This is a genomic window from Streptomyces roseoverticillatus (assembly GCF_000719265.1).
Classification (GTDB): Bacteria; Actinomycetota; Actinomycetes; order Streptomycetales; family Streptomycetaceae; genus Streptomyces; species Streptomyces roseoverticillatus.
Map to the genome: position 1 here is coordinate 12,059 of NZ_JOFL01000031.1, position 17,602 is coordinate 29,660.

A 17,602-nucleotide genomic window follows, 5' to 3' on the forward strand; every position below is an offset into this window, starting at 1 on the left:
ATCCCGCCCGGCCTGCCGTCAGGTCAGACCAGCGGTGCGCCCGCATAGTTCTCGGCCAGTTCGGCCGCGGCCGCCGTGGGGCCCGTGACCCGGCGCAGCCACGTCAGCTGCATGGCGCGGTCGTACGCGTCGGCGCCCGGCGCCGCGTGCAGCATCGTCGTCAGCTCGTGCGAGAAGAACTGCGCCTGCCACACGCGGCGCAGGCAGTTGTCCGAATACCGGTCGAGGAGCGCGGCCGAGCCGGTGCGGTGCCAGTGCGCGAACGCCCGGGCCATGGTGACGACGTCCCCGAAGGCCAGGTTGAGGCCCTTGGCGGCGCTCGGCGGCACGATGTGCGCCGCGTCCCCCGCGAGCAGCAGCCGCCCGTACCGCATCGGCTCGATCACCTGGCTGCGCAGGCCGCTCACCGATTTGGCGAGGACGGGCCCGCGCCGCAGCCGCCAGTTCCCGGCGGCCAGCCGGACGTCCAGCTCGTCCCAGACGCGGTCGTCCGGCCAGTCGCGGGGATCGGTGCCGTTGGGCACCTGCAGGTAGAGCCGTGAGACGGCGGGGGAGCGCATGCTGTGCAGCGCGAAGCCCCGCTCGTGGCCGGCGAGCAGCAGCTCGTCGCTGGAGGGCGGCACGTCCGCGAGGATGCCGAGCCACGAGTACGGGTACGTGCGCGCGTGCATCGACACCGCGCCCGCGGGCAGGGCACGCCGGGAAGCGCCGTACGAGCCGTCGCAGCCCGCCACGAACTCGCACTCCAGCGTGCCTTCCTGGCCGCCCCGCCCCCCTTGTCCTCCCCGGACGAAGCGGACGAGCGGCTGCTCGCCGTCGGCCTTCTCGACGGCGACCACCCGCGTGTCGAACAGCAGCGGCGGCCCGCCGGCCAGCTGAAGGGCGATCAGGTCCTTGACCACCTCGGTCTGCGGATAGATCGTCACCGTCCGGCCGCCGGTCCGGGACGGCAGGTCCACCCGGTGCGCCTCGCCCTCGAAGCGCAGCTCGAAGCCGCGGTGGGTCAGCCCCTCGCGGTCCAGCCGGTCCCCCGCGCCGCACTCCCGCAGGATGTCCACCGAACCCTGCTCCAGGATCCCGGCGCGCTGCCGCCGCTCGACGTACGCGCGGTCGCGGGTCTCCAGGACGACGCAGTCCACGCCCGCCCGGTGCAGCAGCCGGGCGAGCAGCAGGCCGGCCGGGCCGGCCCCGATGATGCCGACGGTGGTACGCATGTGCGGGCAACCTCCCCGGAGAGCGAGCGCCGTACGCGTCCTCGGCGTGCGCGCGTCCCGGGCGGGCGGTCCTCAGCGTTCGAGGACCAGCGCCTGCCCCTGCCCCACGCCGATGCACAGTGCGGCCAGCCCCGTGCCCGAGCCCGCCGCGGCGAGCTGATGGGCGACCGACCCCGCGAGGCGCGCGCCGGAGCAGCCCAGCGGGTGGCCGATGGCGATCGCGCCGCCACGGGGGTTGACGATCCCCGTGTCGAGCTCCGGCCACTCCTCGAAGCATCCCAGGACCTGTGCCGCGTATGCCTCGTTGAGCTCGAAATATGTCACGTCCGCAAAGGTGCGCCCGGCCTTGGCGAGGACGCGCCGCACGGCTTCCACCGGCCCGAGCCCGTAGAGGTCCGGCTCGATGCCGGTGACCGCGGACGCCCGGATCCGCGCGAGCGGCTCGCGGCCCGTCTCGCGCAGCCCTTCCTCATCGCACAGCAGCAGCGCCGCCGCGCCGTCGTTGAGCGGCGAGGCGTTGCCCGCAGTGACCGTGCCGCCGTCCTTGCGGAAGGCCGGTTTCAGGCGGGCGAGGGCCTCCATGGAGGTGTTGTCGCGGATCGTCTCGTCCCGCGGCAGCGCCACGCCCGGCAGCGGGACGACCTCGGCGTCGAACGCGCCCTCCGCCCACGCCCGCGCCGCCTTCCGGTGGCTGGCGAGCGCGTAGGCGTCCTGCTGCTCCCGCGTGATGCCGTACTTGTCCGCGATCAGCTCGGCGCCCTCGCCCAGCGACGTCGTCCACCGCTCCGGCATCGCCGGGTTCGTCATCCGCCAGCCGAGCGTGGTCGAGTACAGCTCCTGGTGGGCCGTGGGGAAGGCCCGCTCCGGCTTCGGCATGACGTAGGGCGCGCGGGTCATGGACTCCACGCCGCCCGCCACGACCACCGACGCGTCGCCGAGGGCGATCGTCCGGTACGCGTGGACGACGGCCTCCAGGCCCGAGGCGCACAGCCGGTTGACCGTCATGCCCGGCACGGTCACCGGCAGCCCGGACAGCAGCACGGCCATCCGGCCCACGTTGCGGTTCTCCTCGCCGGCGCCGTTGGCGTTGCCGAAGACGACGTCGTCGATCCGGGCCGGGTCGAGCGCGGGGCTGCGGCCGACGACCGAGCGGACGACGTGCGCGGCGAGGTCGTCCGGGCGCACGGAGGCGAGGGCCCCGCCGTACTTGCCGACCGGGGTGCGCACGGCGTCGACGACGTAGACGTCCCGGATGCGGTCGTTCATGGCACTCCTCCCGCGGGGCCCCGCCACCGGGGCCGCCGTGTGAACTGCTGTTCAACCCTGCTGTTCCTGGCCGGCCGCTGCCGAGTCTTCGGGCTGTCTCCGGCCGCTGTCAATGGGTAACCGGCCGATCGGTCGGTCGGGAGGCGGGACAGAGGGCGGCGGAAGGCCGTTTGGGGCCGTTTGAGAGAGTGGTCCCATGAGCGCAGCAGACCGTTCAGCGGTCTCTTCCAGGCATCATGTCGTCGTTGTCGGCGGCGGGATCTCCGGCCTCGCCGCGGCCCTCCGGCTCGCCCGCGCGGGCGTCCGCGTCACGCTCCTGGAGAGCAGCGACCGCGTCGGCGGCAAGCTGCACGCCGGCGAGATCGCGGGCATGCCCGTGGACCTCGGAGCCGAGTCGGTGCTGGCCCGGCGCCCCGAGGCCGTGGAGCTCGCCCGCGCCGCCGGGCTCGGCGACCACCTCCAGCCGCCCGCCGCCACCGCCATGCTCTGGACCCGCGGCGAGCTGCGCCCCCTCCCGACCGGCCACACCATGGGCGTCCCCGGCGACCTCGCCCCGCTCGCCGCCGCCGGCATCCTGTCCGCCGACGGCCTCGCACGCGTCGCGCAGGACGCCGAGCTGCCGCACACCGACCCCGGCGAGGACATCGCCATCGGCGCGTACATCGCCGAGCGCATGGGCCGCGAGGTCGTCGACCGGCTGGTCGAGCCGCTGCTCGGCGGCGTCTACGCGGGCGACGCGTACCGCATCTCCATGCGCGCCGCCGTCCCGCCGCTCTTCGAGGCCGCCCGCACCCACTCCTCGCTCGGCGAGGCCGTCCGCGACCTGCAGGCCCGCGCCGCCGCCCGGCAGCAGACCGGGCCCGTCTTCATGGGCATCGAGGGCGGCATCGGACGGCTGCCGCTCGCCGTCGCGGACGCCGTACGGGCCGCCGGCGGCGAGATCCTCACCCGCACGCGCGCGGACGAGCTCCGCCGGGACGGCGCGCGGTGGACCGTCCGCGCGGGCGAGCGGACCCTGACCGCCGACGCCGTCGTCGTCGCCGCGCCCGCCGGGGAGGCCGGACGCCTCCTGCGCGCCGCCGCCCCCGCGGCCGCCGACGGCCTCGCCGCCGTCGAGTACGCCTCGATGGCCCTGGTCACCATGGCCTTCCGGCGCTCCGACGTGGAAGGGCTGCTGCACGGCAGCGGCTTCCTCGTGCCGCCCGTCGACGGCCGCACGATCAAGGCCTCCACCTTCAGCAGCAACAAGTGGCGCTGGAACGCCGACGCCGACCCGGACCTGTTCGTCCTGAGGACGTCCATCGGGCGGTACGGCGACGAGGCCGATCTCCAGCGCGAGGACGCCGAGCTGGTGTCCGTGTCGCTCAAGGACCTCGGCGACGCGGTCGGCCTCGCGGCGGCCCCCGTCGAGACCCGCGTCACCCGCTGGGACGGCGGCCTGCCGCAGTACCCCGTGGGGCACCTCGGCCGCGTCGCCCGCATCCGCGAGGCCGTCGGCCGCGTGCCCGGCCTGGCCGTCTGCGGCGCGGTCTACGACGGCGTGGGCGTCCCCGCCTGCGTCTCCAGCGCCCACCGGGCGGCCGGCCAGGTACTCGAAGGACTCGCCACCCTGGCCGAGGGCGCCGGGGACGGCAGGGGAGAATAGGAACCATGACAGACGCGCAGAAGATCCCGAACGCCGGCAAGAAGGCCAAGGACCTCAACGAGGTCATCCGCTACACCCTCTGGTCGGTGTTCAAGCTCCGCGACGTCCTCCCGCAGGACCGCGCCGGCTGGGCCGACGAGGTCGAGGAGCTGTTCGCCCAGCTCGCGGAGAAGGACGTCACCGTGCGCGGCACGTACGACCTCTCCGGCCTGCGCGCCGACGCCGACGTCATGATCTGGTGGCACTCCGAGACCTCGGACGCCCTCCAGGACGCGTACAACCTCTTCCGCCGCACCAAGCTCGGCCGCGTGCTGGAGCCGGTGTGGTCCAACATGGCGCTGCACCGCCCCGCCGAGTTCAACAAGTCGCACATCCCGGCGTTCCTCGCCGACGAGACCCCGCGCGACTACGTCAGCGTCTACCCCTTCGTCCGCTCCTACGACTGGTACCTGCTGCCCGACGAGGACCGCCGCCGCATGCTCGCCGACCACGGCAAGATGGCCCGCGGCTACCCGGACGTCCGGGCGAACACGGTCGCGTCGTTCTCGCTGGGCGACTACGAGTGGATCCTCGCCTTCGAGGCGAACGACCTGTACCGGATCGTGGACCTCATGCGGCACCTGCGCGCGTCCGAGGCGCGGATGCACGTCCGCGAGGAGGTCCCGTTCTACACCGGTCGCCGCAAGGCGGTCGCGGAGCTGGTGGCGGGGCTCGCGTAGCGCCTCCGGCGCGGAGGCGGCACGCGCATTCCGCCGGGCCCTCATGGCGGTGGCTTCTCGCCGTGGCGGCGGGCGTCTTCTGCCGCCGCGGCGGCGGGTCACCACAGTGCCGGATTCCGGCGGTGCCGAGACGGGCCGTTGGCCGACGCGGCACCGCTGGGAGTCAGCCCGCGGCCTGCTTGTCTCTCGTTGCTGCCGGCTCCCGGCGCGGAGCGTAATCGCGGTGGCTTCTCGCCGTGGCGGCGGGCGTCTTCTGCCGCCGCGACGGCGGGTCACCACAGCACCCGACCCCGGCGGTGCCGAACCGGGCCGCAGCCCGGTTCGGCACCGCCTGTAGTCAGCCCGCGGCCCGCTGGGCCTGCTTGCCCCTCGTCGCCGCCGGCTCCCGGCGCGGAGCGCACGTCGCGCCGCGTGCCGGGACCGCGCCCGTCAGCAGGTACGCGTCCAGGTGGCGGTTGACGCAGCGGTTCGGGCCGCCGCCGATGCCGTGCGTGCCCGAGCCCCGCTCGGTCACCAGGGCCGAGCCCGGCAGCCGGCGCCGCAGCTCCAGCGCGCCCGGGTACGGCGTCGCCGCGTCCCGCTCCGCCGCCAGCAGCAGCGTGGGCGGGAGCGCGCCGCGCGCCGCCCGGACGTCGAGCGGCCGCTGCGACGGCGCCTTCCAGAACGCGCACGGCAGGTTCATCCACGCGTTCTGCCAGGTCTCGAAGGGCGCCCGCCGCGCGAGCCGCGTGTTGTCGCGGTCCCACTTCTTCCACGAGCGCGGCCAGCGCGCGTCGTTGCACTCGACGGCCGTGTAGACGGCGTTGGAGTTCTCACTGGCCACCGCGCCGCCCGCGTCCGGCTCGGCGATGGCGCGCAGGGACTTGGCGTCCCCGCGCAGGTACGAGGAGAGGGCGTTCGCGCTGCGCGCCCAGTAGCTGTCGGTGTAGCCGACCTGGAGGAACGCGGCCTGGAGCTCCCCGGGACCGACCTTGCCGGCCGGCTTGCGCGCCAGCCGGCGGCTCGCGTGCTCGTAGGAGGCGTGCACCTGCTGCGCGGTGCGGCCCAGGTGGTAGACGTCGTCGTGCCGGGCGACCCAGTGCCGCCAGTCGCTCCAGCGGGTCTCGAAGGCCGCGGACTGGCTGAGGTTGCTGCGGTACCAGATCTTCTTCGGGTCGGGGTCGACCACGCTGTCGAAGACCATGCGGCGCACGTGCCCCGGGAACAGGGTGGCGTAGAGCGCGCCGAAGTAGGTGCCGTAGGACGCGCCCATGTAGGTGAGCCGCCGCTCGCCGAGCGCGGCGCGCAGGACGTCCAGGTCGCGGGCGTTGTTGAGGCTGGTGAAGTGCTGCAGGTCCGCGCCTGCGCGGCGCGCGCAGCTCTGCGCGTAGGCGCGCGCCTCGGCGGCCTTCTTGCGCTTGTACGCGGCGGAGGGGTGCTCCGGCGCCTCGGTGGGGGCCTTCACGAAGCTCGCGGGGGAGACGCACGACAGGGGCGCGGAGCGGCCGACGCCGCGGGGGGCGTAGCCGATGAAGTCGTACGCCTTCGCCAGGTTCTGCCACTGCGGGACGGCGGCGAGCAGCGGGAAGAACATGCCGGAGCCGCCCGGGCCGCCGGGGTTGAAGACGAGCGCGCCCTGGCGGCCGGAGTCCTGGCCGGTGGCGCGGCCGCGGCTGACGGTGAGGCTGATGTGCTTGCCGTGGGGGCGGGCGTAGTCCAGCGGCACGGAGACGGTGCCGCACTCGAAGGGGGCGGGCAGGCCCTCGGCCTCGGGGCACGTGCCGAACCGGATGCCCTCCGAGGCGGCTTCCCGGGCGGCTTCCTCCGCGCCGAGCATTTCGGCGTAGCCGCCGGGCGCGTGGGTGCGGTGCGGGACGAGGGCGTCGGCCGGGGCGGCGGTGAGCGTGGTGAGGACGAGTGATCCCAGGGCTCCGTACAAGGCGAGTGCTCTCACTGACCATCCCTTCCCGGCATTTAATCTGACAAAAGGGATAATTGGTGGGGTCTTTGACGATGTAAAGCACCGGGGGCGGGTGTCGCCGCGATGGGGCCGGACGGGGGTGCGGGGGCGCCGGGCGGGAACGGCCTCGGACGGCCGGGGAATGGACGAGACCCCGCGATCGGGGGGATGTCGCGGGGCCTCTGTCAGGCGAACGGCCCGCCGGACGGGTTGGTTCCCGCGCTTCTGCGGCAGTATGGCGGAGGGGGGTGGTCTGCGTGCGGGAGCGGCCGGACGGCAAGAGGAGCGCGAACGGCAAGGCGTTCGATCCCGAGCGGCTGTTCCTGCCGCCCGACGACGACCTCGCGCCCAACCGGCCCGGCGAGACGCTCCGCGCCCGGCTCGACGGCTCCGGCACGGCCGGGCCGTCCGGCCGCGCCCGCCTCGTGCTCGCCCGGCTGCTCGGGCGGCGGCCCCTGGAAGACGCCTGGCGCCGGGCGCTGGCCGCCGAGCAGTGCGTCGGCGCGGCGCTCGAAGAACTTGCCGGCGGCGGCTGGGACGTCGTGCACTCCATCGTCCTTCCGGGCGACGCGATCGTCTCCCACCTGCTGATCGGGCCCGGCGGCGTCTTCGGCATCGCCTCCCGGCCCGGGCGGAGGGCGCGGGTGCGGGTCGGCGTGTCGGAGGTGCGGATGGACCGCGAGCGGCATCCGCGGCCGTACGTCCGCGAGGCCCGGCACGACGCGGCCCGCGCGTCGCTCGTCCTCACGCGCGGTTGCGGGTTCCTGGTGCAGGTGCGGCCGGTGCTGGTGTTCGTGGGCGCGCGGAGCGTGGACGTCTCGCCGGAACTGGACGACGTCCAGGTGCTGGGCGAGCGGGACGTGCCCGGGCTGGTCGCCCCGGGCGGGGTGCTGCACCCCGACCGCTCCCGGCGCATCCACACCGTCGCGCGGAACCGGCGGGTGTGGCTCTGGGCGTGACAGGCCGTCAAACGGGTGACCTGCGGGCGTATTTCCCGACCGGAGCGGGGTGCGGCCCCTAACCTTGATCATGCGGTCGAGGACCACGGGGAGGCTGCGGTGCGGTGCGCCGTGTCCGGCGGACGCTCGGGGATGAGGGTTCCCTCCGGGGCACCCCTGCCGCCGGGCCACGGGCACGCACGGCTGCCACCCTGTAACTCGACCGCGTTCGATTTTGCGGGCACGGGTGCCTGGCGGCTCCTTCGCCGTGTGCGGCGCAACGGGCGCCCGCCGCGGCGACGGTGGAGAGGTGCGGGCGCTCTCCCCTGTTGCCGCGGCAACAGTGGTTCTTTTGCTTGCCGCCGCGGCAACGAATCGTCCGCCGCGGCAGCGGGCAATCGCGGCGGTGGAGGGCAGGCGCGTGCCTGCCGGGTGCTTTGCCCGCCGCGGCAACCATCCCTCCGCCGCGGCGGCGCGCAACCACCCACAACCAGTCCGGCGGTGCCGGACGGACGTGACCGACGGACGGGACGGAGGAGGAGGCGGTCGATGAGGCGCAGCCGGGGCGTTCGCCCGCCGCGCCGGCGCGCGGCCGCCGTCACCGCCACGGCGGCAGCCGTCGGCGGCGCCCTGCTCGCCCTCGCCGGCTGCGGCGCCGCCGCGCCCCGTACGCCCGCCGCGGGCGACAGCGTCGACGCGTCGCCCCACCGCTGCGGCCACGGCTGGCGTCACCCCCGCCCCGGCACGCACACCTTCGCCCTGCACAACACCTCCGGCACCGTGACCGAGATCCAGCTCACCGACCCCCGTACCGGCGCCGTGCTCGGCGAGGCCGAGGGGATCGCGCCCGGGGCCGTCCGGACGATGCGGGCGCGGCTCGGCGCCGGCCGTTACGCGTTCGTGTGCTTCGGCGAGGACGCCGACCCCGTCACCGGCCCCGCCGTCCGCATCCCCGGCCGCACCGCCGCCGGAGGCACCGGCCCCGCCGCCGTCCCCCTGACCGCGCACGACCTCATCCCGCCCACCCTGGACTACCAGCAGTGGGTCACCACCCGCATGACCCGCCTCGCGTCGGCGACCGACGCCCTGCGCGCGGCCGTCCGCGCCGGCGACATCCCCGCCGCCCGTACCCGCTGGCTCACCGCCCACCTCGCCTACGCCCGCCTCGGCGCCGCCTACGACGCGTTCGGCGACGCGGGCGAAGCCGTCGACCGCACCACCGCCGGCCTGCCCCGCGGCCCGCGCGATTCGGGTTTCACCGGCTTCCACCGCGTCGAGTACGGCCTCTGGCACCACGAGCGCCCCACCACCCTCCTCCCCGCCGCCGACCGCCTGGCCCGGGACGTGCGCGCCCTGCGCACCGCCTGGGCCGGCACCCGGATGGACCCCGCCGACCTCGGCCGCCGCGCGCACGAGATCCTGGAGGACACCCTGCGGGCCGAACTGACCGGCCGCACCGACTACGGCAGCGGCTCCGGCCTCGCCACGACCCGCGCCCACGTCGACGCCACGCGCGCCGTCCTGGACCGCCTCCGCCCGTTCCTGCGCACCCGGTACCCGGGCCTCCCGGCCCTCGACCGCCGCCTCGGCCGCCTCGCCCGCACCCTCGACGCCCACGCCCGCGCCCACCACGGCGGCTGGACGCCCCCGGCCCGCCTCGGCCGTACGGAGCGGGCCCGTATCGACGCCGCCGTCGGGGACCTCACCGAGCGCCTCGCGTCCGTCGCCGCGCTCTGCGACGTACGGAGGACGCCGTGAGGCCCGTCCCCCGCCGCGGCCTCCTCCGCGGCGCACTGGCCGCGGGCACCGCCGGCGCCCTCGCGGGCCCGGCCGCCGCCACCGGTCCCCACGGCCCCGGCCCCCACCGCCCGTCAGCGCCCCGCTTCCACGGCCCCCACCAGGCGGCCGTCCTCACCCCGCCCGCCCGCGCCACCGCCTTCACCTCCTTCGACGTCACCGCCGCCGACCGCCGCGAACTCGCCGGCCTCCTGCGCACCCTCACCGACCGCGCCCGCTTCCTGACCACCGGCGGCACCCCCGACCCCACCGGCATCACCGCCCCGCCCCCCGACTCCGGCCTCCTCGGCCCGGACGTCCCCGCCGACGGCGGACTCGCCGTCACCCTCTCCGTCGGCGCCTCGCTCTTCGACGACCGCTACGGACTCGCCGGCCGCGCCCCCCGCCTGCTGCGCACCATGCCCGTCTTCCCCGACGACGACCCCGACCCGGCCTGGTGCCACGGCGACCTCGCCGTCCAGCTGTGCGCAGACAGCCCCGACACCGTGCTGCACGCCCTGCGCGACCTCACCCGCCACACCCGCGGCGCCCTGCAGATCCGCTGGCGGATCAACGGCCACACCGCCCCGCCCCGCCCCTCCGGCGCCCCCCGCAACCTGTTCGGCTTCAAGGACGGCACCTCCGGTCCCGACCCCCGCGACGCCCGCCTCATGGACCGCCTCGTGTGGACCGGCCCGGACTCCGGCGAGCCGCCGTGGGCCGCGGGCGGCAGCTACCAGGTCGTCCGGCTCATCCGCATGCTGACCGAGTTCTGGGACCGCGTCCCGCTCTCCGAGCAGGAACGCGTCATCGGCCGCAGCCGCGACACCGGCGCGCCCCTCGACGGCGCCCGCGAGACCGACGCACCCCGCTACGCCCACGACCCCACCGGCGAGGTGACCCCCCTCGACAGCCACATCCGCCTGGCCCACCCCCGCACCCCCGGCAGCGAGGCGCACCGGCTGTTGCGCCGCTCGTACACCTACGACCGCGGCACCGACAGCAACGGCACCCTCGACCAGGGCCTGCTCTTCTGCTGCTACCAGCGCGACCCGGTGCGCCAGTTCACGGCCGTGCAGAAACGACTCGCCGGGGAGCCGCTGACCGACTACGTCACGCCGTTCGGCGGCGGGTACTTCTTCGCCCTGCCCGGCGTGCGGGACCGCGCCGACTGGTACGGCCGCGCCCTGCTGGCCTGAACCGGAGGAACACGACATGACCACCCGTGCCCGTACCCGTACGAGACGCGGCGTCGCCCTCGCCGCGGCCTTCGCCACCACCGCCATCCTCGGCGCGTCCCCCGCCACGGCCCGCTCCCCGCTCCCCGGCGACTGGACCACGACCGAGTCCCCGGTCGAGCACCTCGTCGTCGTCTTCGACGAGAACGTCTCCTTCGACCACTACTTCGCCACCTACCCGCGCGCCGTCGGCACCGACGGCACGCGCTTCACCCCCGCCCGCGACACCCCCGCCAAGATCGACAACCTGCGCACGGCCGGCCTCCTGCGCCGCAACCCCAACCAGTACCCCCCGCGCCGGCTGTCCGCCCGGCAGGCCCTCACCTGCGACCAGAACCATTCCTACGGGCCGGAGCAGTACGCCGCCAACGGCGGGAAGGCCGACAGGTACGTGCAGAACACCGACTCCGGGAAGTGCTCCGGCCGGCTGTTCGGCGAGCCCGGCCTCGTCATGGACTACTACGACGGCAACACCGTCACCGCCCTCTGGAACTACGCCCAGCACTACGCCCTGAACGACCGCTCCTTCAGCACCACGTACGGGCCGTCCACGCCCGGAGCGCTCAACCTCGTCTCCGGGCAGACCCACGGCGTCGTCTCGACCGACCCCGCCTCCGGCACGGAGCGCCCCGAGCGGACCGCCGAACCCGACCGCCGCGTCGTGACCGCGCCGGACGCCGACGGCGTCGGCACGGTCGTCACCGACCCCGAGCCCGCCTACGACGACTGCTCCAACAAGGACCGCACCGGGCACAGCCCCCTCGCCGAGATGACCGGCCGCACCATCGGGGACGTGCTCACCGACGACGACATCTCGTGGGGCTGGTTCCAGGGCGGCTTCCGCCCGAGCACCCCCTGGGACGGCACGCCCGGCCACCACGCGCGCTGCGCCGGCCGCACGCACACCAACGCCGGCGGCGCGCGCGTCATCGACTACCTCCCGCACCACGAGCCGTTCCAGTACTACCGGTCGACGGCCAACCCGCACCACCTCCCGCCGCGCTCCGTCGCCGAGATCGGCCACGCCGGGCGGGCGAACCACCAGTACGACCTGACCGACTTCGACGCCGCCCTGCGCGCGGGGCGGCTGCCCGCCGTCAGCTTCCTCAAGGCCCCCGCCGCGCAGGACGGGCACGCGGGCTACTCCGGGCCCCTCGACGAACAGCGGTTCCTCGTGGAGTGGATCAACAAGATCCAGAACGCGCCGCAGTGGAAGGACACCGCCGTCGTCATCGCCTACGACGACTCCGACGGCTGGTACGACCACGCCTACGCGGCGCCCCGCAACGGCTCCCGGCTCGCCGGCAAGGGCCCCCACGGCAAGCCCCTCGACGGGCCCGCCTGCCGGGCCGCGCCCGCGGCCGCCGGCGGGCACGCGGGGCGGTGCGGGCCGGGGCCGCGGCAGCCGCTGCTCGTGATCTCCCCCTACAGCAAGGTCAACGCGATCGACCACACGCCGACCGAGCAGACGTCCGTCCTCAAGTTCATCGAGTGGAACTGGGGCACCGACCCGGTCGGCGGCTCGTCCTTCGACACCCGCGCGGGCTCGCTGCTGGGCATGTTCGACTTCGCGCACCCGAACGGGAAGCGGGTGCTGCTGAACGCGGACGGCTCCGTGCGGTCGGTCGCGAACATCCGGAGGGTCGAACCGGTCGCGACGGAGATCGTCGACGGCGACGCGCCGCACGGTGTGCCCTCCGGGCCGGAACCGGTCGCCTTGGCGGCGGGCGGGGCGGTGACGTGCGGGGGCGCGGCGGTGCTCTTGCTGCGCCGCCGCGCACGCCGGGGCTAGCGCCCCCGGCGCGGGGTGTCCTCGCGACGAACCTTCCGCCGCCGCGGCGAGCAATCACCGCGGTGGTGTCCGGCGGTGCCGGGCGGGCCCGAGGCGGTTCCGGCACCGCCGGGATGCGCCGCTGTGGCTGATCGCCGTCGCGGCGGATGTTTCTCGCCCGGCGGCAAGGATGGGCCCGGCTTCGGCCGCCCGGGTGACATCCCTCCGCCGCCGCGGCGAGCAACCACCGCGGTGGCGTCCGGCGGTGCCGGGCGGGCCCGAGGCGGTTCCGGCACCGCCGGGATGCGCCGCTGTGGCTGATCGTCGTCCGCGCGGAGGGAAGTCGCCCGGCGGCAAGGGAGCCGCCGACCCTACCTCTGGGCCGGGATGCCCAGGCCGTCCGACAGTACCGCCCGGAGGAGCAACGCGTCCCCCGGAGGGAGCTCCGCCGCGAAGCGGGCCAGGACGACCTCCCGGTCCGGGACGCCGTCGAGAATGCGGCACATGCGCCGCGCGGCCAGGCCCGCCTCGTCCGTGACCGGCGCGTACGCGTACGCGCGCCCGCGCGGGGTCCGGGTGAGGACCTCCTTGCTGAGGAGCCGGGAGAGGATCGTCACCACCGTGCTGTACGTGAGCTCGCCGGACAGCTGCGCCTGCACCTCGCGCGGGGTCAGCGGCCCCTCGGCCCGCTGCAGGGCGGCGAGGACCTCACCCTCCAGCGCCCCGTTCGCGCGGCGGCGGGGGAGGCGCACCACGACGGGCGGTGTGGCTGTTTCCATGGCGTTCCGGCGGTCCTTCGCTTGTTTCGCGGGGTATGACCCAAGATTTAATGCTTTTACAAGGAAGTAAGACATTACGCTATGGGAGCGCACCCCATAGGGTCGAGCGGTGTTCGAACGACGACAAGGGCGACGAAGAGGGGCGCGTGCCACGCATGCCCGGAAACCATTCGCTCCGGCCGGCCGCCGGTCCTCCGGCCCTGCCCGCCGTAGACGCGCCGCCCCCCGCAAGCGCGGGCTCGCGGGCCTGAACCGGCTGAGCTGGCCGCGCCGCCTGCGCCCCGTGTACCCGCGCCCGGGCCGGCAGGGCTGGCGGCGCTGGATACCGTCGTGGCGCCAGGTGCTCGGCCTCTGCTCCTCCGTCGTGGGCGCCGTCGCCGTCCTCGTGGCGGTCATGTACGCCCGCACGGACATACCCGCCGACCTCAACGCCTTCGCGACCCAGCAGGACAACGTCTACTACTGGGCCGACGGCACGGAAATGGCCCGCACCGGCGAGGTCAACCGGCAGGACACCGACCTGGGCAAGGTCCCCGAGCAGGTGCGCTGGGCCGCCCTCGCCGCCGAGAACGAGACCTTCTACTCCGACAGCGGGGTCTCGCCGAGCGGCATGGTCCGCGCCGTCTCCAAGATGATCACCGGCGGCAGCACCCAGGGCGGCTCCACGATCACCCAGCAGTACGTGAAGAACGCCTACCTCAACCAGGAGCAGACCTTCACGCGCAAGCTCACCGAGATGTTCATCGCGATCAAGCTGGACAACCGGATGAGCAAGGACGACATCCTGGAGGGCTACCTCAACACCAGCTGGTTCGGCCGCGGCACGTACGGCATCCAGCGCGCCTCCCACGCCTACTACGGCAAGGACGTCTCGCAGCTGAACGCGAGCGAGGGCGCCTTCCTGGCCTCGCTGCTCAAGGGCGCCGGCCTCTACGACCCGTCGCTGGGCGCGAAGAACCACGAGCGGGCGGTGGAGCGCTGGAACTGGATCCTCGACCGGATGGTGGCCATCGGCAAGCTGCCGAAGGAGGAGCGGGCCCGCTACACCACCTTCCCGGAGCCCAAGGCCCCGCCCAAGCCGGCCGGCCTGACCGGGCAGACGGGCTACCTCGTGGAGACGGCGCGGCAGTACGTGAGCGCGCACACGCCCGTCACCGAGAAGGACTTCGACCTGGGCGGCTACCAGATCCGCACGACGTTCGAGAAGCCGTCGATGGCGGCGCTGACGAAGGCCGCCGACGAGGTGAAGGGCCGCCTCGACCCCGAGAAGCGGGACGCCGACAAGGACGTGCGCATCGGCGCGGCATCGGTCACCACCGACGGCCGCATCGTCGCCCTCTACGGCGGCCCCGGCTACCTCCAGCAGGGGTTCAACGACGCGAACTCGTCCGCCGTCCCGGCGGGCACCGCGTTCACGCCGTTCGTCTACGCGGCCGCCCTGCGCGACGGCGTGCAGCTGGAACGCGGCAAGCCCCGTACGCCCGTCTCCCCGTCCACCGTCTACAACGGCGACAACAAGGTGAGCCTGCGCACCCCCGAGGGCCCGTACTGGGACCGCTCCGGGAAGATCGTCAAGGCGGTGAACGACGGCGGCAAGTCCTGGGGGAAGGTGACCCTCAAGGAGGCCGTCGCGCAGTCCGTGAACACCCCGATGATGCAGCTCGGCATGGACGTGGGCCTGGACCGGGCGGGCAAGGCCGCCGTTGACGCGGGCCTGCTGGAGAGCAGCCTCGGCACGAAGCTGCCCGCCTTCTCGCTGGGCACCGCGACCCCCAGCGCCATCCGCATGGCCGGCGCCTACGGCACCTTCGCCGCCCAGGGCCTGCACAGCGAGCCGTACTCCGTCGACCGGCTGAGCCGCAACGGCAACGAGGTGCCCGTCGAGAAGCCCAAGGCCGAGCGGACCCTGCCGCAGCTTGTGGCGGCCGCGGTGGACGACGCCCTGCGGGAGGCGGTCCGGCGCGGCACGGCGACCACCGCCAAGGCGGCCGGCGACGTGGCCGGCAAGACCGGCACGGGACAGGGCAACAAGTCCGCGTGGTTCGCCGGCTACCGCGGCAAGGTCTCGACCGCGGTCTCGCTCTCCCGCATCGACCCCAAGACGCAGGAGCTGCTCCCGCTGGACGGCCTGGGCGGCGCCCCGAAGGACGCGACGGGCAGCACGTACCCGATCGACATCTGGACGAAGTACATGGCGGCTGTGAAGCAGAAGTGACGAAGGGGGCCGGGGGTGCGCCCCCGGCCCGCGGCCTACTTGACGAGCGTGGCCCAGTCCGGCGACTGCGCCGGGTCCAGGCCGCGGAGCTTCGCCAGGACCTTCGGGTCCTGGGCGTCCAGCCAGTCGGAGAGCTGCTTGAAGGACACGCAGCGCACCCCGTCCCGCTTGCAGACCGCCTTCACGACGTCCTCGACGGCCTTCATGTAGATGCCGCCGTTCCAGTCCTCGAAGTGGTTGCCGACGAACATCGGCGCCCGGCTGCCGTTGTAGACGCGCTCGAAGCCGTTGAGGTAGCCGTCCCGGGTCAGCTTCCGCCATTCCGCGTACTTGGCCGGGTCGCCCTTGGTGTTGTCGCCGGACTGGTTGTAGAGGAAGTTGAAGTCCATCGACAGGACCTGCTTCTCGCTCTTGGGGTACGGCAGCAGCTGCAGCGGGAAGTTCCACATGCTGTTGATCTTCGACGGCCAGATCTGGAAGTCACCGGGCGAGCTCGCGTCGTAGCGCCAGCCGAACGACTGGGCCGCCGCCAGCATGTTCTTCTGCCCCTCCAGGCACGGGGCGCGGCCGCCCACCAGCTCCTTCTTGAAGTCGAAGGGCAGCGGCGGCAGGCTCGTCAGGCCCGTGTTCGTCTTCCAGTTCTCGACGAAGGAGTACGACTGCTCGATCTCGCTCTTCCACTCGGCGACGCTCCAGTCGCCGCCGCCCTTGCCCCCGCAGAAGTGGCCGTTGAAGTGCGTGCCGATCTCGTTGCCGTCCAGCCACGCGCCCCGCAGCTGGACCAGGGTGTCCTTGATGTGCGGGTCGGTCGCGAAGGATATCGCCGCGTCGCCCGGCTTGTGCTGCGGCGGTTTGTACATCGACGCCTTCGACTTCGGCAGCAGGTACATGCTGGTGAGGAAGAACGTCATCTTCGCGTTGTTCTCTTTGGCCACTTCGCGGAAGTGCGAGAACTGGTGGTCGTCGCCTTCCAGCGCGCCGTCCCAGGAGAAGACGACGAACTGCGGCGGCTTCTCGCCCGGCTTCAGCTTCTCCGCCTTGGGCTGGTTCGGCTGCGGGCCCGTGTAGGACGTCGAGCCGTCCCCGAGCACCTTGACCTTGCCGTCCCACTTCTCCTCGGGCTTCTTCCCGTCCCCGGCCTCGTCCTCACCGCCGCCCGGGCTCTGCGCGGAGCCCGGGGAGGCCGCCGACGCGGAGCTCTTGCCGCCGTCCTTCTTCTCGTCGGCATCGCAGGCGGTCAGGCCCATCGCGAGCGCGGCGACGGCGCCCGCGGTGACGAGAGCCGTCGTGCCGCGCACGGTCCTTTTCGACAACTTCTTACCCCCTGGCGCCAAAACAGATGTTCTCCGCCAGTATCACAGGTCTCCCTGTGAGTCCCTTCAGCCCCTCTGGACGCTTCCGTGACGGAGCGCAGGATGGTCCGCGACCACCGTGCACGAGCCCGGCGCGATCTCCGTGAAGCCCGCGTCCCGCACCACCGGCAGGCCGCTCGCCGAGAGCTCCGGCCAGCGGGCCGGGTCCGCCGTCCGCACCGCCAGCGCGAAACCGGCCGCGCGCCAGGCCGCACGGGCGGCGTCGTCCAGCCCCCACCACGCCAGCTGGGCGCCGTGCCCGGCCTGCGCCATCGCCTTGCCCGCCGACATCTCCAGCTCCGGGCTCATCCACAGCACCGGCAGCGCGGGGTCCGGCTCCGCCGGGGGTTCCGCATCGTCCAGGTCCGTCCCCGACACCTGCAGCTTCACGAGCTCCTTGGGCCAGCCGTCCAGGGGCACCGGCGGGAAGACGCGCACCTCCGCCCGCTCACCGGTCACCGTGATGCCCGGCAGCGCCGACGCCTTGCGCCACTCCGCGCCGCGCGCCCTGCGGACCACCTTGCGGATCCGGGAGTCCTGCCAGTCCCGTACGGCCTGTGCCCACTCGCCGTCCTCGCCGTCCTCGCCGCCGGGCCCGGTCCCGGCGGCGGCCCGCTCGTCCGACAGCAGCGTCAGTACGGCGCGCGCCGCGGTCTCCAGGGCGTCGGTCCGGGCGGGCGGGGCGTCCTTCTCGATCCGCACGACGAGGGGCAGGACGAACTGGGGTGCGTCAGGGCTGGTCACGGCCCC

Annotated in this window: 13 protein-coding genes; 7 read left to right on the forward strand and 6 right to left on the reverse strand. The window is 74.1% G+C overall.

Annotation, left to right across the window (positions count from 1 at the left end):
• Positions 1-23 precede the first annotated feature (23 nt).
• The gene (locus tag IF61_RS0128185) at positions 24-1,214 is read right to left on the reverse strand and encodes a 4-hydroxybenzoate 3-monooxygenase (RefSeq protein ID WP_030369355.1); all 1,191 of its coding nucleotides are present in this window, start codon (positions 1,212-1,214) and stop codon (positions 24-26) included.
• A gap of 72 nt (positions 1,215-1,286) precedes the next feature.
• Positions 1,287-2,480 (reverse strand): thiolase family protein, encoded by a 1,194-nt coding sequence (locus IF61_RS0128190; RefSeq protein WP_030369356.1) that lies wholly within the window; start codon positions 2,478-2,480, stop codon positions 1,287-1,289.
• Positions 2,481-2,676: 196 nt separating this feature from the next.
• Here IF61_RS0128190 and hemG point away from each other — a divergent pair, with 196 nt between their 5' ends.
• Both hemG and hemQ read left to right on the forward strand, forming a co-directional pair.
• Complete coding sequence (gene hemG / locus IF61_RS0128195; RefSeq protein WP_030369357.1) at positions 2,677-4,125, forward strand: protoporphyrinogen oxidase; 1,449 nt, start codon at positions 2,677-2,679, stop codon at positions 4,123-4,125.
• 5 nt (positions 4,126-4,130) lie between these two features.
• Positions 4,131-4,844, forward strand: a complete 714-nt coding sequence (gene hemQ / locus IF61_RS0128200) for a hydrogen peroxide-dependent heme synthase (RefSeq protein WP_030369358.1) — start codon at positions 4,131-4,133, stop codon at positions 4,842-4,844.
• A gap of 337 nt (positions 4,845-5,181) precedes the next feature.
• Here the strand turns inward: hemQ and IF61_RS0128205 are convergent, their stop codons facing one another.
• A complete protein-coding gene (locus IF61_RS0128205) occupies positions 5,182-6,777 on the reverse strand; it encodes an alpha/beta hydrolase (protein WP_030369359.1) in 1,596 nt (531 codons plus the stop codon).
• 263 nt (positions 6,778-7,040) lie between these two features.
• Here IF61_RS0128205 and IF61_RS0128210 point away from each other — a divergent pair, with 263 nt between their 5' ends.
• The 4 genes from IF61_RS0128210 (at position 7,041) to IF61_RS0128225 (ending at position 12,527) form a co-directional block, all read left to right on the forward strand.
• Complete coding sequence (locus tag IF61_RS0128210; RefSeq protein ID WP_157848703.1) at positions 7,041-7,742, forward strand: nuclease-related domain-containing protein; 702 nt, start codon at positions 7,041-7,043, stop codon at positions 7,740-7,742.
• A 528-nt stretch (positions 7,743-8,270) separates the two neighbouring features.
• Positions 8,271-9,479 carry an EfeM/EfeO family lipoprotein gene (locus IF61_RS0128215; protein ID WP_030369361.1) on the forward strand — a complete coding sequence of 403 codons (1,209 nt, stop codon included), beginning with the start codon at positions 8,271-8,273 and terminating at the stop codon, positions 9,477-9,479.
• Positions 9,476-10,696 (forward strand): iron uptake transporter deferrochelatase/peroxidase subunit, encoded by a 1,221-nt coding sequence (gene efeB / locus IF61_RS0128220; RefSeq protein ID WP_030369362.1) that lies wholly within the window; start codon positions 9,476-9,478, stop codon positions 10,694-10,696. Before IF61_RS0128215 ends, efeB begins: the two co-directional genes overlap by 4 nt.
• A gap of 16 nt (positions 10,697-10,712) precedes the next feature.
• Positions 10,713-12,527 (forward strand): phospholipase C, encoded by a 1,815-nt coding sequence (locus tag IF61_RS0128225; protein WP_030369363.1) that lies wholly within the window; start codon positions 10,713-10,715, stop codon positions 12,525-12,527.
• Positions 12,528-12,877: 350 nt separating this feature from the next.
• On the opposite strand, the gene IF61_RS0128230 is transcribed toward IF61_RS0128225, so the two are convergent.
• Complete coding sequence (locus IF61_RS0128230; protein ID WP_052393124.1) at positions 12,878-13,285, reverse strand: BlaI/MecI/CopY family transcriptional regulator; 408 nt, start codon at positions 13,283-13,285, stop codon at positions 12,878-12,880.
• 274 nt (positions 13,286-13,559) lie between these two features.
• Here IF61_RS0128230 and IF61_RS0128235 point away from each other — a divergent pair, with 274 nt between their 5' ends.
• The gene (locus tag IF61_RS0128235; RefSeq protein ID WP_030369365.1) at positions 13,560-15,500 is read left to right on the forward strand and encodes a transglycosylase domain-containing protein; all 1,941 of its coding nucleotides are present in this window, start codon (positions 13,560-13,562) and stop codon (positions 15,498-15,500) included.
• A 35-nt stretch (positions 15,501-15,535) separates the two neighbouring features.
• Here the strand turns inward: IF61_RS0128235 and IF61_RS0128240 are convergent, their stop codons facing one another.
• Both IF61_RS0128240 and IF61_RS0128245 read right to left on the reverse strand, forming a co-directional pair.
• A complete protein-coding gene (locus IF61_RS0128240; RefSeq protein ID WP_043191149.1) occupies positions 15,536-16,798 on the reverse strand; it encodes a polysaccharide deacetylase family protein in 1,263 nt (420 codons plus the stop codon).
• An 81-nt stretch (positions 16,799-16,879) separates the two neighbouring features.
• Positions 16,880-17,596, reverse strand: a complete 717-nt coding sequence (locus tag IF61_RS0128245; RefSeq protein WP_245684649.1) for a peptidyl-tRNA hydrolase — start codon at positions 17,594-17,596, stop codon at positions 16,880-16,882.
• Positions 17,597-17,602 lie beyond the last annotated feature (6 nt).

Coding starts and splice junctions, on each gene's coding strand:
- IF61_RS0128185 (WP_030369355.1), bottom strand. CDS start 1,214: ATGCGTACCACCGTCGGCATCATCGGGGCCGGCCCGGCCGGCCTGCTG.
- IF61_RS0128190 (WP_030369356.1), bottom strand. CDS start 2,480: ATGAACGACCGCATCCGGGACGTCTACGTCGTCGACGCCGTGCGCACC.
- hemG (WP_030369357.1), top strand. CDS start 2,677: ATGAGCGCAGCAGACCGTTCAGCGGTCTCTTCCAGGCATCATGTCGTC.
- hemQ (WP_030369358.1), top strand. CDS start 4,131: ATGACAGACGCGCAGAAGATCCCGAACGCCGGCAAGAAGGCCAAGGAC.
- IF61_RS0128215 (WP_030369361.1), top strand. CDS start 8,271: ATGAGGCGCAGCCGGGGCGTTCGCCCGCCGCGCCGGCGCGCGGCCGCC.
- IF61_RS0128225 (WP_030369363.1), top strand. CDS start 10,713: ATGACCACCCGTGCCCGTACCCGTACGAGACGCGGCGTCGCCCTCGCC.
- IF61_RS0128230 (WP_052393124.1), bottom strand. CDS start 13,285: ATGGAAACAGCCACACCGCCCGTCGTGGTGCGCCTCCCCCGCCGCCGC.